At 31.5% G+C, this 15,361-nt stretch carries 11 protein-coding genes; 10 read left to right on the plus strand and 1 reads right to left on the minus strand.

Features of this window, described 5'->3' with window-relative positions:
- Positions 1-30: 30 nt before the first annotated feature.
- A complete protein-coding gene (locus tag JOD41_RS04555; RefSeq protein ID WP_205051788.1) occupies positions 31-762 on the minus strand; it encodes a hypothetical protein in 732 nt (243 codons plus the stop codon).
- A 206-nt stretch (positions 763-968) separates the two neighbouring features.
- Between JOD41_RS04555 and pheS the strand changes: the two genes are divergently transcribed.
- The 10 genes from pheS to JOD41_RS04605 all read left to right on the plus strand — a co-directional run bounded on the left by pheS (position 969) and on the right by JOD41_RS04605 (position 15,045).
- A complete protein-coding gene (pheS, locus tag JOD41_RS04560; protein WP_205051767.1) occupies positions 969-1,991 on the plus strand; it encodes a phenylalanine--tRNA ligase subunit alpha in 1,023 nt (340 codons plus the stop codon).
- A gap of 10 nt (positions 1,992-2,001) precedes the next feature.
- A complete protein-coding gene (gene pheT, locus JOD41_RS04565) occupies positions 2,002-4,377 on the plus strand; it encodes a phenylalanine--tRNA ligase subunit beta (RefSeq protein ID WP_205051768.1) in 2,376 nt (791 codons plus the stop codon).
- A gap of 10 nt (positions 4,378-4,387) precedes the next feature.
- Positions 4,388-4,939, plus strand: coding sequence for a cell division protein ZapA (locus JOD41_RS04570; protein ID WP_156702549.1), 552 nt, complete (start codon positions 4,388-4,390; stop codon positions 4,937-4,939).
- On the plus strand, positions 4,926-7,271 hold the full coding sequence (locus JOD41_RS04575) for a U32 family peptidase (RefSeq protein WP_205051769.1): 2,346 nt from the start codon (positions 4,926-4,928) through the stop codon (positions 7,269-7,271). The genes JOD41_RS04570 and JOD41_RS04575 overlap by 14 nt, the downstream gene beginning before the upstream one ends.
- Positions 7,264-9,636 (plus strand): endonuclease MutS2, encoded by a 2,373-nt coding sequence (locus tag JOD41_RS04580; RefSeq protein ID WP_205051770.1) that lies wholly within the window; start codon positions 7,264-7,266, stop codon positions 9,634-9,636. The genes JOD41_RS04575 and JOD41_RS04580 overlap by 8 nt, the downstream gene beginning before the upstream one ends.
- 9 nt (positions 9,637-9,645) lie before the next feature.
- Positions 9,646-11,355 (plus strand): arginine--tRNA ligase, encoded by a 1,710-nt coding sequence (gene argS / locus JOD41_RS04585; protein ID WP_205051771.1) that lies wholly within the window; start codon positions 9,646-9,648, stop codon positions 11,353-11,355.
- A gap of 4 nt (positions 11,356-11,359) precedes the next feature.
- Complete coding sequence (locus JOD41_RS04590; protein WP_205051772.1) at positions 11,360-12,133, plus strand: hypothetical protein; 774 nt, start codon at positions 11,360-11,362, stop codon at positions 12,131-12,133.
- A 174-nt stretch (positions 12,134-12,307) separates the two neighbouring features.
- A complete protein-coding gene (locus JOD41_RS04595; protein ID WP_205051773.1) occupies positions 12,308-13,141 on the plus strand; it encodes an exodeoxyribonuclease III in 834 nt (277 codons plus the stop codon).
- Position 13,142: 1 nt separating this feature from the next.
- On the plus strand, positions 13,143-13,865 hold the full coding sequence (gene pgeF, locus JOD41_RS04600) for a peptidoglycan editing factor PgeF (RefSeq protein WP_205051774.1): 723 nt from the start codon (positions 13,143-13,145) through the stop codon (positions 13,863-13,865).
- Positions 13,866-13,938: 73 nt separating this feature from the next.
- Positions 13,939-15,045 (plus strand): tetratricopeptide repeat protein, encoded by a 1,107-nt coding sequence (locus JOD41_RS04605; protein WP_205051775.1) that lies wholly within the window; start codon positions 13,939-13,941, stop codon positions 15,043-15,045.
- Positions 15,046-15,361 lie beyond the last annotated feature (316 nt).

Below are 15,361 nucleotides of genomic sequence, written 5' to 3' on the forward strand. Positions count from 1 at the left end.
ATATTAACTCTAAAATTTTAGAAAATATGACTATTTTAAACTAGATGTGTGAATCCTTATACCATAAATATTTATTACTAAAAAAATAAGACTTATTGTACTAAAGAAAGGGCTATTTATTATTTGTGAAAGCAAGATTAAAAATATCGACAAGGGTAGATTCACAAACTTAAAAAGCTTTAAAGGTCTTTTTGACTTTCCTTCAGGCAAATTATTTGTCACTTCATAGTAAGATTTATAAGGGTATAAATCTTTTTTGTTTACTTTTTTATAAAGTCTGTAGCAATTTTTTTGATTTTTTTCAGTTAAATTTCCATGGAAAAATAAATTGCCATCTAAATCATAGATATAAATAACTTTATTATCTATTTCGATATGAGAAATTTTATCGAGAGATATTTTATAGCCATTAAAAAATTCATCAGACATTTTCATAATGGAATCCTTATATAATTTTAAGTATTCTTTTTTCTCGTTAGTTACAAGCTCCTTCCAATTTAATCCATAATCATTTTCATCTGAATTATTTTTTACATAATTTTTATGACTGCTTTTCTTAGGCAAATAAATTAAGTCTTTAAGTCCAAAGGTAGTCTTGTGATAAATTTTATTATAAATTGATTTTTTTGGATTTCTTATAAAGCCCATGCCTCTTTTGCCGTAAAATGGATTTACTGATCTCTTAATTGCTCTCTTATATTGTGAAGTTGTTCTTGCTTTAAAAGATTTTTTAATGCTTGGTTTTCTCATGCCAACTTTCATAATAAACTCCCTTGACTTCGATTTATTACTATAAATTATACTTAAATTATAAAACAAATCCTATTTAATTCAATAAAGCTTTCTTGAACTTTTTTTGAAAATTTTATTTTTTAACTCTACCCCTTGATAAAATGGGAATTTATTTGAATTTATTAAAAAATTTTTATAACTATGATATAATTATATATTATGAATTGGAGGTCAACATGAAAGAAAAATTACTTGGAATCAAAGATGAATCCATGAAACTTTTAAATGAAGTTAATACAATTAAAGAAATAGATGAATTAAAGGTTAAATACTTAGGCAAAAAGGGCGAACTTACTCAAATCCTAAAGGGTATGAAGGATCTTTCTAACGAAGAAAGACCTGTTATGGGCGCTCTTGCCAACGAAGTTCGTGAAGCTATTGAAAATTCAATTGAAGAAAAGAAAAATGAAATCAATAATAAGATTTTGGAAAAGAAACTTCACGAGGAAAGAATTGATGTCACTTTAAAGACTGACGATCTAATCTTGGGACATAGACATCCTCTAAAGAAAACTCTTGAGGATCTTGAAGATTTATTTACACACATGGGCTTTACTGTTTATGATGGTCCAGAAATCGAAACTGTGGAAAATAATTTTGATCTTTTAAATGCTCCAAAGGATCACCCTTCAAGAGATATGTCTGATACTTTTTATTTTGACAAAAATACAATTCTTAGATCACAAACGTCTCCTGTTCAAATTAGAGCAATGAAGGAACATGGCGCTCCAATTCGCATGATATGTTCTGGCAGAGTTTTCAGATCTGATGAAGTTGATGCTACTCACTCACCAATGTTCCACCAACTTGAAGGTCTTGTTGTTGATGAAAAAATTTCTGTGGCAAATTTAATTGATACTTTAAACTATTTTGTTAAGTCCTTCTTTGGCGAAGATATGAAAACAAGATTTAGACCTCACTATTTCCCATTTACTGAGCCAAGTCTTGAAGTAGATACTACTTGCCCATCTTGTGGCGGCAAGGGCTGCCCTGCTTGTTCATACACTGGCTGGTCAATGGAACTTTTGGGATGTGGAATGGTTCATCCTAATGTTCTTAGAAACTGTGGAATCGACCCTGAAAAATATTCTGGCTTTGCCTTTGGTATGGGTATCGACAGAATTGCAATGGTTAGATATAAAATCACTGATATAAGAATGATGTTTGAAAACAACAAGAAGTTCTTGGAACAATTTTAAGGAGATAGAGATGTTATTACCGATTAAATGGCTTAAAGATTATGTTGATTTCGATTTTGATGTAAAAAAACTTGCAGATGGACTTTCTAATTCAGGTTCTCATGTTGAATCTGTTATTATTCCATCAGATGGTTTAGATAAAATTGTAGTAGGAAAAATTGAAAAAATTGAAAAGCATCCTGATGCAGATAAGCTTGTTATTTGCTCTGTAAATGTGGGAGATGAAGTTTTACAAATTGTAACTGGTGCTAAAAATGTTTTTGAAGGCGCTATAGTTCCCGTTGCTCTTCACGGTTCAACTGTTGCTGGTGGAGTAAAAATCAAAAAGGGAAAACTTCGTGGAGTTGAATCCAATGGTATGCTTTGTTCTCTTGAAGAACTTGGATTTGAAAATTCTGTAATTCCTAAGGAAGCGAGAAATGGAATTTTTATCTTCCCAGAAGGTACTGAAATTGGAAAATCTGCTTTGGAAACTCTCTTCATGGATAGCGACATTTTGGAACTTGAAATCACACCAAATAGACCAGACTGTCTTAGTATCATGGGCATGGCTGTAGAAACTGCTGCATCCTTTGATTTAAAAACTAAGCACAATGATATTAAAATAGAAAATGAAGTAGATGATTTTTCTGATTACTTTGATGACATAGTTATCGAAACAGAAAACTGCAAGAGATATTATTCAAAAATTCTTAAAAATATAAAGATTGGACCATCTCCACTTTGGCTACAAGCTTATCTTATGCAAGCGGGAGTAAGACCTATTTCAAATATAGTTGATTTAACAAACTTTGTAATGCTTGAATACGGCGAGCCCCTTCATGCCTTTGATTTAGACAGCCTAACAAACAAGAAAATTGTAGTTAGAATGGCAAAAGATGGCGAAGAAACTGTAACACTTGATGGCGAAACTAGAAAACTTACAAGTGATGATATTTTAATCACTGATGGAAGTGACATCATTGGTCTTGCAGGAATAATGGGCGGACTTGATTCTGAAATTACAGAAAAAACTGTAAATGTACTTTTAGAAGGTGCAAACTTCAACAAGGAAAACATAAGAAAAACTTCAAGAAGACTTAACCTTAGAAGTGAAGCTTCCTCAAGATTTGAAAAGGGAATAGACCCAAATCTTGCAAAAACTGCTGTGGATAGAGTTTGCCAACTTGCAGAAATGCTTGGCATTGCTGAAGTTGTCGGCGGAAGTAAAGATGTTGGAGATTTTGACAAGGCACCAAAGGAAATAAAATTAAGACTAGAAAAAGTAAATGATTTAATTGGCGTTGAATTTACAATAGATGAAGTTGCCAATATTTTAAATAGACTTGAAATTAAAACTGATGTCAAAGAAGACTATCTACTTGCAAAAATCCCAAGCGAGAGACTTGACCTTGGCATTGAAGAAGATTTAATAGAAGAAGTTGCAAGAATTTATGGCTACGACCATATAGAACCTAAGAAATTAAGGGGAACCTTAACTGTAGGAAGAAAGCCAAGATTTAGAAATGTTGAAGACAGAATAAAAAATCTTTTGATTGGTCTTGGTTATTCTGAATTTATGACTTATTCCTTTGTAAGTCCATCTTCTTATGAAAAATCATCTTATGAAGAAGATGAAAAAAATATTATAAAAATTTTAAATCCACTGGGAGAAGATTATTCAATAATGAGGACAACTATTGTGCCTTCAATGATTGATGCCCTTGCCAAAAACTATGTTAGAGGAAACGAAAATGTAGGCGGATTTGAAATTGGAAATACCTTCTTCCCAAATGAAGGGGAACTTCCTTCAGAAAAATTAAAACTAACAATGGGATTTTATGATTTAGGAGATTTTTATTATCTAAAGGAATCCATTGAAAAAATCTTGTGGTATCTTGGAATTAATGACCTTGAAGTTAGAAGAAAAGAAGTTAGCTTCTTGCACCCAGGTAGATCTGCTGAATTTATTTTAAAGGGAGAAAGTCTTGGTGTATTTGGGGAAGTTCATCCAAAGGTACTAGAAAATTATGGCTTAAAGAAAAAAGCCTATGTGGCAGAACTTGACTTTGACAAAATTGTTGAAAACACTATTGGCAATTACACTTACAAAGATCTTCCAAAATTCCCAACTATGAAGAGGGACTTTGCCTTTGTAATGGATAGAGATGTGGATTCAGTTGAACTTGAAAAAATATCTAAAAAATATGGCAAGGACCTTTTAGAATCCTTTAAGGTATTTGATATTTATGAAGGCGAAAATATTGAAGAAGGAAAGAAATCTGTAGCTTTCTCACTTGTATTTAGAGCAGGCGATAGAACTCTTGAAGATGCTGAAGTTACAGAAATTTGTGAAAAAATAGTTGCTGAGATTGAAAGTGAAATTAAAGCTAAATTAAGATCCTAAGGAGGCTATTATGTCCGATATTAAGAGAATCGAAGTCATTATCGATGGAATGAAGTTTTTAGTATGCGGTGATGATGACGAAAAGTATATTAAGGACCTTGCAAAAAATCTTGATAAGAGAATCAAGGACACTGCAAAAAGTAATTACAAATTAAATCAGGTTCAGACTCTTGTGCTCTGTGCCCTAAATGTTTTAGATGATTTTGAAAAGATGAAGTCTGACAAAAATGACTTAGTTAATGCCAGTGGCGATAAGAAAGAAATCATTGAAAAAATGGAAGAAATAAAAGATTTAAAGAAACAACTTTCAATTTTTGAAGAGGAAAATAAGAAAGTAAACACAAATTACAGGGAGCTTCAACAAAAAACTCTTGATGTAGAGGACAGAAATAGGAAAGTAAATAGGGATCTTCTTGATAAAAATAAAGAAATCACTGATTTAAAAGAAGAAATTCAAAAACTTGAAGGAAATATTTCCACACTAGAAGAAAAAAACAACGCCGCATCGAGAAGAATAATTGATTTGACAAGAGAACTGGAAAATCTTTATGAAGAAAAGTAAATATGAACTCCTAGCACCTGCTGGTGATATGGCTGCCCTAAAGGCTGCTGTATCGGCAGGTGCTAATGCTGTTTATTTGGGCTATGACGAATTTTCTGCAAGGGCAAAGGCAAAAAATTTTAACAAAGAAGAATTAAGAGAGGCAATTAATTATGCCCATCTTAGGGATGTAAAAATTTATGTTACTTTTAATATTTTAATTGCTGATTTTGAAATAAAAAGAGCCATGGAAAGTGTGAAGATGCTTTATGACATAGGTGTTGATGCTCTTATTTTACAAGATCTTGGCATTGCAAGAGAAATCAGAAAGAATTTCCCAGATTTTGAAGTTCATGCATCAACTCAAATGGCAGTAAATAATTTTTACGGTGCAAAATTTTTAAAGGAAATGGGTTTTTCTAGAGTTGTACTTGCTCGTGAAACTCCACTTTTTGAGTTGGAAAAAATTAAAGAACTCGACATAGATGTGGAAACTTTTATTCACGGAGCCCTTTGCGTTTCATATTCTGGAGAGTGTCTCATGTCTTCTATGATTGGTGGGAAATCCGGCAATCGTGGCGAATGTGCTCAAGCTTGCAGAAAGTCCTATGAAATTTTAGATTTTGATAAAAATAAAATTGGAAAGAGACTTTATTACATTTCTCCTAAAGACTTAAACACCCTAGATGATGTTGCCAAAATAATAAATTCTGGTGGCTATTCCTTAAAAATTGAGGGGAGAATGAAAAACCCGGAATATGTCTACACAGTTGTGTCATCCTATAAAAAATCCTTGGAAGGCAAACTAACTTTAGAGGATAAAAATGATACAGAGCAAGTTTTTAACAGAGGCTTTACCAAGGGGCTTTTTAATGGAGACTTTGGAAATGACTTCATCTCATCTGATAGACCTGACAACAGAGGCGTTGAAGTTGGAAAAGTAATTGATGCCAGAAAAAATTACGCAAAAGTTATTTTTGATGAAGATGTATTTGAGGGCGATGGGCTTGAATTTATTTCTAATAGTGGAAGATTTGGCATGAGGTCAAATTCTTTCTATGAGGCAAATATTCCTCATGAGATAAATTTATTTAAGGCTCCAATTTTAAATTCTAAAATAAATAGAACTTTTTCAAAAAAACTTTATGAAAAAGTTGATGAAAAAATTGAAAATTTTGACTACAAAAGAGAATTAGATATAGATTTAAAGATAAAAATTGGCGAAAGACCTCTTATTAAGGTAAAATCTGGGGACTTATCTACAAATTTTGAACTTGATAGAGTGGTTGAAGTGGCAAAAAAATCTGGATTAGATAGAGATAGAGTCATTGAAAATATTTCTAAGACGGGCGACAGTATTTTCCGTGTAAAAAATATTGACCTTGATTTAGACGACAATGCCTTTCTCCCAATTTCTGCAATTAACGAACTTAGAAGAGAAGCCACAAAAATTTTAGAAGATAAAATTTTAGACGGTTCAATTGATAGACTTGAAATAGAAAACAAACTAGAAAATAAAAATTTTGAGAAGCAAAATAAAGATAAAAAAAGTAAAATTAAAGTTTTCTTCAATAAATTTAAGGACTTGGAAAATTCTTCTTTAAAAGACATTGATGAAATCATAATTCGTGCCAAGGATTTAGAGAAATTTAATAAAAAATTTAAAAATAGAGAAGTTTCAATTTATCTTGACAAGTTTTATTCCTATAAGGAACTAGAAAATTTAAGAGAATATATTTTAAAAAATCAAAATGTGAGAGGAATTTGGATAAATAATCTTTCAGAATATTATATTTTTAAGGATGGTGGTCTTGAAATAAATGGCGACATTGGTCTAAATGTCTTTAATAGACTTACATCAGACTTTTTTAGAGACTTGGGCTTAAAGTCAATAACACTTTCGCCAGAATTAAATAGCAGTCAAATTCAAAAAATCGCAAATAAAAATGATACCGAATTGAATTTAATTTCCTATGGAAGACTGCCAGTTATGACAATGAAGCATTGTCCTTTCTCTATTATAAAAAATTGTAAAGATGAGAAAACTTGTTCGACATGCAGATACAAGAATTATCTATTAAGAGATGAGAAAAATGTAGATTTTGAAGTTCTAAGGCAAAATACTTTTACGGAAATTTTTAATTCTTATCCAATTTTACTTGACGGATATGTAAATAGGCTTTTGGATAACAAGGTAAATCTTCTCATCTTGGCAGATGAATTTACAGATGAAATTATAAAATTATATAAAAATTACAAGGAAGAGGACTTTAAAAATATAAAGAAGAAATTAGAAGACAAGTATCAACAGGTAACTAAGGGACATATAAATAGGGGGATTGTCAGTGGATAATTCTTTTAAGAGAGCAGCAAAAACTTTGGAGTTTGACAAAGTTTTAGCTGAACTTAAAAATCTTGCCAGTGCAAGTATTACAAATGAATATATTGAAGGCCTTAATATTTCCACAGATTTTCAGGAGATTAAAGAGAGATTAAACGAAACTAACGAGGCCCTAAAATTAGTTTTGGCAAAGGGAGAACCACAACTTTTTGGAATAGTTGACATAAAAAATATTATAAAAAGAGTTGAAATTGGTGGTGGACTTTCTGCTGGATCCCTTTTAAAAGTTTCTGACTTTTTGAGAGTTTCTAGAGGTCTAAAAACTTATTTAAAAAAGGATTCAAGTAGCGATGAGGAAATAAAATTAAATTACATTGACAAGTTAATTGAGAATCTTTACACAGATAAAAGTCTTGAAGATGAAATTAATTCAAAAATTATTTCTGAAGAAGAAATTGCTGACGACGCATCTCGCGAACTTTTAAGAATAAGAAGGGGAATTGCAGCAAAAAAAGATTCCATAAAAAATAAATTAAATGGAATTTTATCTTCTCATGCAGACTTTTTGCAAGATGCCCTAGTTACACTTCGTGATGGCAGATATGTTGTGCCAGTAAAAATAGAAAACAAGTCCAAGGTTAGGGGCCTTGTTCACGACATCTCTGGATCTGGTCAAACTGCCTACATTGAACCCATGGCAGTGGTTGATGCAAATAATGAACTTAAAGAACTGTACTTAAAAGAAAATAACGAAATCGAAAAAATACTTAGAGAACTTTCAGAATTGGTTGCAGAATCTGCTGAAGATATTAAGTCAAATCAAGAAAAATTAATTGAGCTGGATTTTATTTTTGCCAAGGCAAAACTTGCCATAAATTATGGCGCAAATATGCCAAAGCTAAATAATGAGGGAAGGATTAATTTGAAAAATTGCTACCATCCATTTTTAGATAGAAAAATTGCAGTTCCCATTGACATAAATCTTGGAATAGACTTTACTTCACTAATTATCACTGGACCAAACACTGGTGGTAAGACTGTAAGTTTAAAAACTGTTGGACTATTATGCCTTATGACCCAATATGGACTACTTATTCCAGCAGAAGAATCTTCAGAAATTGCAGTTTTCGAAAAAGTTTTTGCAGACATAGGCGATGAGCAATCAATTGAGCAGTCTCTTTCAACTTTTTCATCCCACATGGTAAATATTGTCTACATTTTAAAAAATGTTACAAAAAATTCTCTAGTTCTTTTTGATGAACTTGGTGCAGGTACTGATCCAACAGAAGGGGCCGCACTGGCAAGGGCAATAATGGAATTTATGTTAGAAAAAAACATTAGATGTATTTCCACAACTCACTACAATCAATTGAAGGTTTATGCCCTAACAACAGATAAAGTTGCCAATGCAAGTATGGAATTTGATGTTGACACTCTTTCTCCAACTTATAGACTTCTAATTGGAGTTCCAGGAAAATCCAATGCCTTTGAAATTTCAAGACGCTTAGGTCTTCCAGATGAAATTATTGATGAGTCAAAAAAACTTTTGTCTTCAGAAAATATAGAATTTGAAGATGTATTAAAGTCCATTGATAGAGACAGAACTAAAATAAGAGAATATAAGGAAGAACTTGAGAGAGAAAAAATTGATTTAGAAAAGGAAAATAAAAGGCTTCAAGCTAAGATAAAAAATATAGAAGACCAGAAAGAAAAAATCCTAGAAAAATCTCGTGATGAGGCAAAAAGACTTTTGTTAAATACAAGAGAAAATGTTGATATAATTTTATCTGAAATAAATGAAGTTAGAGATAATATTAGCTCTGAAAATTCAAAGAGAATACAAGAGGCACAGGATCTCTTGCGTCAAAGTATAAAAAATTCAAGAAATAATTCTGAACTTGAAATCAAAAAAGCTTCCAACCCAATTAGAGAAATAAAAGTTGGCGACAAGGTTAGGACCTCTCTTGGTAATATTGCCACAGTTGTTGAACTGCCTGATAATAAGGGCAATGTTCTTGTTCAGTCGGGCATTATGAAAATGAAAATGCCAAAGGAAAGCTTAACTAGAATTGATGTGCAAGAGGACACAACTAAGCACAACACTAGAAATATTTTGAAAAATAAGGCAACTAATGTTAAGAGTGAAATTGACATTAGAGGGAAAAATTTTGAAGATGCCAGAGATATTGTTGATAAATATTTAGATGATGCCTATCTTTCTGGACTAAAATCAGTTAGAATAATTCATGGAAAGGGCACAGGTGTCCTTAGACAAAAACTTAGAGAACATTTTAGAAATATTAAAATAGTAAAATCTTATAAAGATGCAGAGTACAATCAAGGTGGCGACGGAGTTACTGTCGTAACCTTAAAGTAAGGAGTCAAGATGATAAATTTTAGAGAAGAAATAATAAAAATACTTGATGAGAAAATCGAAAGTTTAAAGGCAGAAGAAATTGATAAAATGGTAGAAGTGCCACCAAATTATGAACTTGGCGACTTTGCCTTCCCAGTTTTTAGCTTGGCAAAAATCTACAGAAAAAATCCTGCCATGATTGCAGAAGAACTTGCAGGAGAAATTAAGTCAAAATATTTTGAAAAAGTTGAAAATAAAAATGCCTACTTAAACTTTTACATCAACAAAAGTCTTTTGACAGAAGAAATTTTAAAGGAAACTGTAAACAAAAAAGAAGATTTTGGCAAGTCAGAAATAGGCAAGGGAAAAAATATTGTCCTAGATTATTCTTCTACAAATATTGCTAAGCCTTTCCACATTGGTCACATTAGGTCAACTGTTATTGGAGATTCCCTAAAAAGAATTTTTAATTTCTTGGGCTATAAGACAGTGGCAGTAAATCATTTGGGAGATTACGGAACTCAATTTGGAATGTTAATTTACGCCTACAAGACTTGGGGCAACAAAGAAGAAATTGAAAATGACCCAATCCCTGAACTTTTAAAACTTTATGTAAAGGTAAATGAAGTTGCAGAAGAAAATGCAGAAGTAAAAGAAGAATGTCGCTATTGGTTTAAGGAACTTGAAAATGGAAATGAAGAAGCTGTAAAAATTTGGAAGTGGTTTAGAGAAGTTTCTCTAAAGGAATTTAACAGAGTTTACGACATGCTTGACATTCACTTTGACTCCTATAACGGAGAATCCTTCTACTCTGATATGTTACCTGGAATAATAAAGGAAATTAGAGATAAAAACTTGTTGGAAAAATCAGAAGGTGCAGAAATTATAAATCTTGATAAGTATGATCTTCCACCAGCAATTGTTGTAAAATCTGATGGTACTTCAATTTATTTGACAAGAGATATAGCTGCAGCAAAATATAGGGAAGAAAATTACAATCCTGACCAAATTATTTATGTTGTTGCAACACAGCAATCTCTCCACTTTAAACAACTTCGTGCTGTTTTAAAGGAAATGGGAGAAGACTTTTGGGACAAGATTAATCATGTTGCTTTCGGCATGGTTTCTCTTGAAGACGGCACACTTTCCACAAGAAGGGGTAAAGTTGTCTATCTTGAAGATGTTCTAAATAAGGCAATTGATAAGGTGCGCGAAATTCTTGACGATAGAGAAAAAGAACAAGGTCAAAAAATTGAAAATAAAGAAGAACTTGCACAGGCAGTTGGCATTGGCGCCATAAAATTCCAAGAATTATTCAACGGAAGAATCAAGGACTACACTTTTAATTGGGACAAAACTCTTTCCTTTGAAGGAGAAACTGGACCTTATGTTCAATATGTTCACGCAAGAATTTGCTCCCTATTAAAGAAGGGCGACTTTGACATAAATAATGAAATTGACCCAAGCCTTCTTACAGAAGAAAGCGAAATTAATATTATAAGAAGTCTTTACAACTTCACCGATGTTGTTATTGATGCTTGTGAAAAGTGCGAGCCATACTTTATAACAAGATATACAGTTGAACTTGCAAAGAACTTCAACAAATTCTACAATCAAACACAAATTTTAGTTGATGATGAAAAATTAAAAAATACAAGACTTATGCTTTGCTACGCAGTTAAAAATGTTATAGCAAGTGGGCTTGACTTACTTGGAATTAAAGCACCAGAAAAGATGTGATGATATGAATTTTTTTGAAGACTTACAATTAGTTTATAAAAAGGCAGGACAGGACACCCTTTTAAAAATAAAGAAGGCGCCACAATTTTTAATTTTTCCTTTTATATATGGAATAATTTACACTTTGGGATTTTTCCTTATTGGAAACTTCCTTGGAATGTTTCTTGGTGGTTTAATGGGATTTGTAACTCCACTTTTGACCTCTCTAATTCTTTCAAGCTACTTTTCTGTTTTAAGTGATCTTATCTACTACAACAGAATTAGCTTTAGGAATTTTTCAAAAACTTTTATGGAATACTTTGCATCAATTTATTCAGTGTTTTTTATCCTCATGATAATTTCCTTTTTGATGCCAGCCCTAGGTGGAGTCATGGGGACAACAACTCTTGTGGGAGCAGTAATCGCTCTTGCCCTTAATCCAATTGCTGAATCAATTTATATAAGGGGAGAGTATTACACATCAGCTTACACTCATTCTCTTAGCTTTATGAAGGAAAATTTTCTCCTTTGGACCCTACCATTTTTGATTTATCTAGGCATACTTCATCTCTTAGGATTTGATTTTACCTTTATGATTTCATCAAATTCAATTGTAGACCTTCCTCTTGGAGAAAACATAATGACGGGATTATCTTATTTGAATCCAATAGACCCTTACAATATAAAAGTTTTAATAGCCAGCATAATCACTGCTGTCTATGCAATCTTTAGGGGCAACCTCTATAGGATTTTAGTTGGTTCAACTAGAAGAAAGAGAGCCTACATGGGCGAACTTTAAAAATAAAAATTTATTGATGAAAAGACCTGACTAGTTCAGGTCTTTTTTTATGGAAAAATTTTTCCTAGCAATAAAAATAAAATAAATTTAAAATTTAATTGATAGAAATTTTTCTATTTGATAGGATTTAAGGTAAAGATATAAAAATATATTTATAAAAAAATAGGAGGAAAAATGAAAATAATATCCTGGAATATAGATTCTTTAAATGCAGCCTTAACTAGCGACTCCAATAGGGCACTAATGTCAAGAGCTGTACTTGAAACAATAAAAAATGAAAATCCCGATATAATTGCAATCCAAGAGACTAAGCTACCTCACAATGGACCTAGCAAGAAGCACAAGGAAATCTTGGCAGAAGAATTTGGCGACTATGAATATGTTTGGGTTTCATCAGAAGAACCAGCTCGCAAGGGCTATGCAGGAAACATGACTTTATATAAGAAGGGTCTTATGCCTCTTGTGACTTTTCCAAAAATTGGAGCTCCAGACACCATGGACTTTGAAGGAAGGATTTTAACTCTTGAATTTGAAGATTTTTTCTTCACTCAAGTTTACACACCAAATGCTGGTGGCGAATTAAAAAGACTTCCCCTAAGACAAATTTGGGACGAAAAGTATGCAGACTACTTGGAAGAACTTGACAAGAAAAAACCTGTCATAGCCACTGGAGACTTTAATGTGGCTCACAAGGAAATTGATCTTGCTCACCCAGAAAACAATCACATGTCAGCAGGTTTTACTGATGAAGAAAGAGAAGGCTTTACAAATTTACTAAATAGAGGTTTCATCGACAGCTTTAGACATATAAATGGCAATATTGAAGGAGCCTACACTTGGTGGGCGCAAAGAGTCAAGACATCAAAGATAAATAATTCAGGCTGGAGAATTGACTACTTTTTAGTCAGTGACAGAATAAAAGATTTTGTCAAGGATTCAAAAATGGTGGACTCTGGAGAAAGACAAGACCATGCACCAATATTATTAGATATTGACCTAGAGAAATAAAATGAAATCCGATTTTTTAGAAAATAATGGAATAATAAACCTTATAAGTGGAATAGAATATTCTCTTTCCTATGCAAAAGAGGGAGAAAAAGTTAAGGACTATGTAGATGATATAATAAAAAGACTTAAAATAAATCCACATGAAATTTATTCCTGTAAACAAACTCACACAGATAAAATTGCCTACTGTCATGGAAAAAATGGAGATAAATTTATTTACGGCAGAAACTTTAAGGACACTGACGGACTAATTACTGACAAGAAAAACCTTGCTCTTCTCATAAAATTTGCCGATTGCACTCCTCTTGTTCTTTATGACAAAAAAAGAGAAGTTCTTTCAATAATTCATTCAGGTTGGAGAGGAGCAAATAAAAAAATTCCAGAAAAAGCCCTAGAAAAAATGAAAAGAGAATTTAAATCAGATCCTAAAGATATAATCGCCTATATTGGACCAAGTATAGATATAGAAAATTATGAAGTTGGCGAAGAAGTCTATGAGGAATTTAAAGATTTTAATAACAGAGATAAATTTTTTAAAAAAATCGGTGGCACTTGGCATCTATCTATGGTTGATGTAAATAAAGAAATCTTATTAGATGCAGGAATAGAAGAGAAAAACATAGATAAATCCTCTCAGTCAACCTATGTGAATTTAAATCTTCATTCAGCAAGAAGAGAAGGCAAGGCTTACGGTCTAAATTCCATGCTAGTTATGATGAGATAAAATTGAAAAACTATATTTTATCTGTTATTATTTATAATAATGTCAGAAGACAAGTAGAAAAAGAGGAGATTTAATGGAAAATCTTTTTAAAGAAGAAATAAATAAAAAATTAAAAAATATAGTTTTTATAGAGCTTAAAGAAGAATACCAACTGGAAGATATTAAACTTCCCGTTGGTTTCTCTTTGCCCATAAAATTAGACTATATCATAGAAGGAATTAAAGAAAAAGAATTAGAAGAAGAGATAAATTTAGAAAAAATTGTAGATGCAATGATTTATCTTTTGGGCATAGACTCAAAGTTTAAATACGCAGAGGAATATAAAAAAGTTTTAAAAGCTTTAAAAATAGATATGAAAAATTATGCCATGCACAAAGCCTTTATAAATCAAGAAAAAGATCCCTTGGATTCCTATATATATTTAAAGGGATATGAAGAAATAAGTAATCAAGATGCTGATATTATTTTTAAAGAGGCAAATATATTGGAGTCTCTCTACAACAAAATAGAAATAGAAAATAATTATGAAAAAGCTGAAAAACTATTAAACATAATTATAAAAAAATACAATGAAGTCTTAAACCTAGATGAAAGATACAGCCTTTCTTACTATAGACTTGCCTACATCAACTTGTCCCTAGAAAAATATATTAAGGCAAATATGTACTTTGAAAAATTCATAAACTTATCTGATAGTGAAGAATTAAAAGACGAAGTGCGAAAAGAAATGGAAATAATAAAAGATAGCGTAAATTTTGACTCAGCAAAGACTTATCTATCCTACGGAGAATATAACAAGGCATTAAACCTATTAAAAGGCATATCTGAAAACTTTAATAAAGATGAAAAATATTATTATGTAGTAGCCATAACCTATTACAACTTGGGAGATTTAGAAAGTGCAGAAGAATTTGCAAAAGAATCAGTTGACAAAAAAGTATTAGAAGAAAATGTAAATTTACTGTCAACACTTTATGCAGGAAAAAACAAATTTGATGATGCCATAGAAGTATTAAAAATGGGTTTATCTGAAATAGAGAATTCCTATCCACTAAATTATAATTTAGGTATCATTTATCTAAACAAAAATATGAAAGAAAAGGGAATAGAATACCTAGAAAAAGCCCTTGCAATCAATCCAAACAAAGAGTTGGAAAAATTTATAAAAAATTTGAAATAAGTATTGACATGAATTAAAAAGCATTGTATACTATACAAGTTGTCTCGTGAGGCAACACTTCTTAAAAAGTCAGTAAATTAAAATAAAAAAATGTAAAATTTACTTGACAAAGATTTTTTAAGAAGTTATAATAAATAAGCTACTTAAAAAAGTAGCAAGAAACATGATAATTAAATAGTGTGAAGATAAAAAGATTCGTAATGAATCACAGATTCGTAAAAGAATCACAAAGCAAACCAGATATTCGTTTAGTTTTGAGAAAACTAATGAGTCATACAAATTTTTAATTGAGAGTTTGATCCTGGCTCAGGACGAA

This window comes from Peptoniphilus gorbachii, from assembly GCF_016908115.1.
Classification (GTDB): Bacteria; Bacillota; Clostridia; order Tissierellales; family Peptoniphilaceae; genus Peptoniphilus_A; species Peptoniphilus_A gorbachii.

Excerpts from the sequence above, each read along its gene's own strand:
- pheS (WP_205051767.1), top strand. The coding sequence starts at position 969 with ATGAAAGAAAAATTACTTGGAATCAAAGATGAATCCATGAAACTTTTA.
- JOD41_RS04570 (WP_156702549.1), top strand. The coding sequence starts at position 4,388 with ATGTCCGATATTAAGAGAATCGAAGTCATTATCGATGGAATGAAGTTT.
- JOD41_RS04590 (WP_205051772.1), top strand. The coding sequence starts at position 11,360 with ATGAATTTTTTTGAAGACTTACAATTAGTTTATAAAAAGGCAGGACAG.
- pgeF (WP_205051774.1), top strand. The coding sequence starts at position 13,143 with ATGAAATCCGATTTTTTAGAAAATAATGGAATAATAAACCTTATAAGT.
- JOD41_RS04575 (WP_205051769.1), top strand. The coding sequence starts at position 4,926 with ATGAAGAAAAGTAAATATGAACTCCTAGCACCTGCTGGTGATATGGCT.
- JOD41_RS04605 (WP_205051775.1), top strand. The coding sequence starts at position 13,939 with ATGGAAAATCTTTTTAAAGAAGAAATAAATAAAAAATTAAAAAATATA.
- pheT (WP_205051768.1), top strand. The coding sequence starts at position 2,002 with ATGTTATTACCGATTAAATGGCTTAAAGATTATGTTGATTTCGATTTT.
- argS (WP_205051771.1), top strand. The coding sequence starts at position 9,646 with ATGATAAATTTTAGAGAAGAAATAATAAAAATACTTGATGAGAAAATC.
- JOD41_RS04555 (WP_205051788.1), bottom strand. The coding sequence starts at position 762 with ATGAAAGTTGGCATGAGAAAACCAAGCATTAAAAAATCTTTTAAAGCA.
- JOD41_RS04595 (WP_205051773.1), top strand. The coding sequence starts at position 12,308 with ATGAAAATAATATCCTGGAATATAGATTCTTTAAATGCAGCCTTAACT.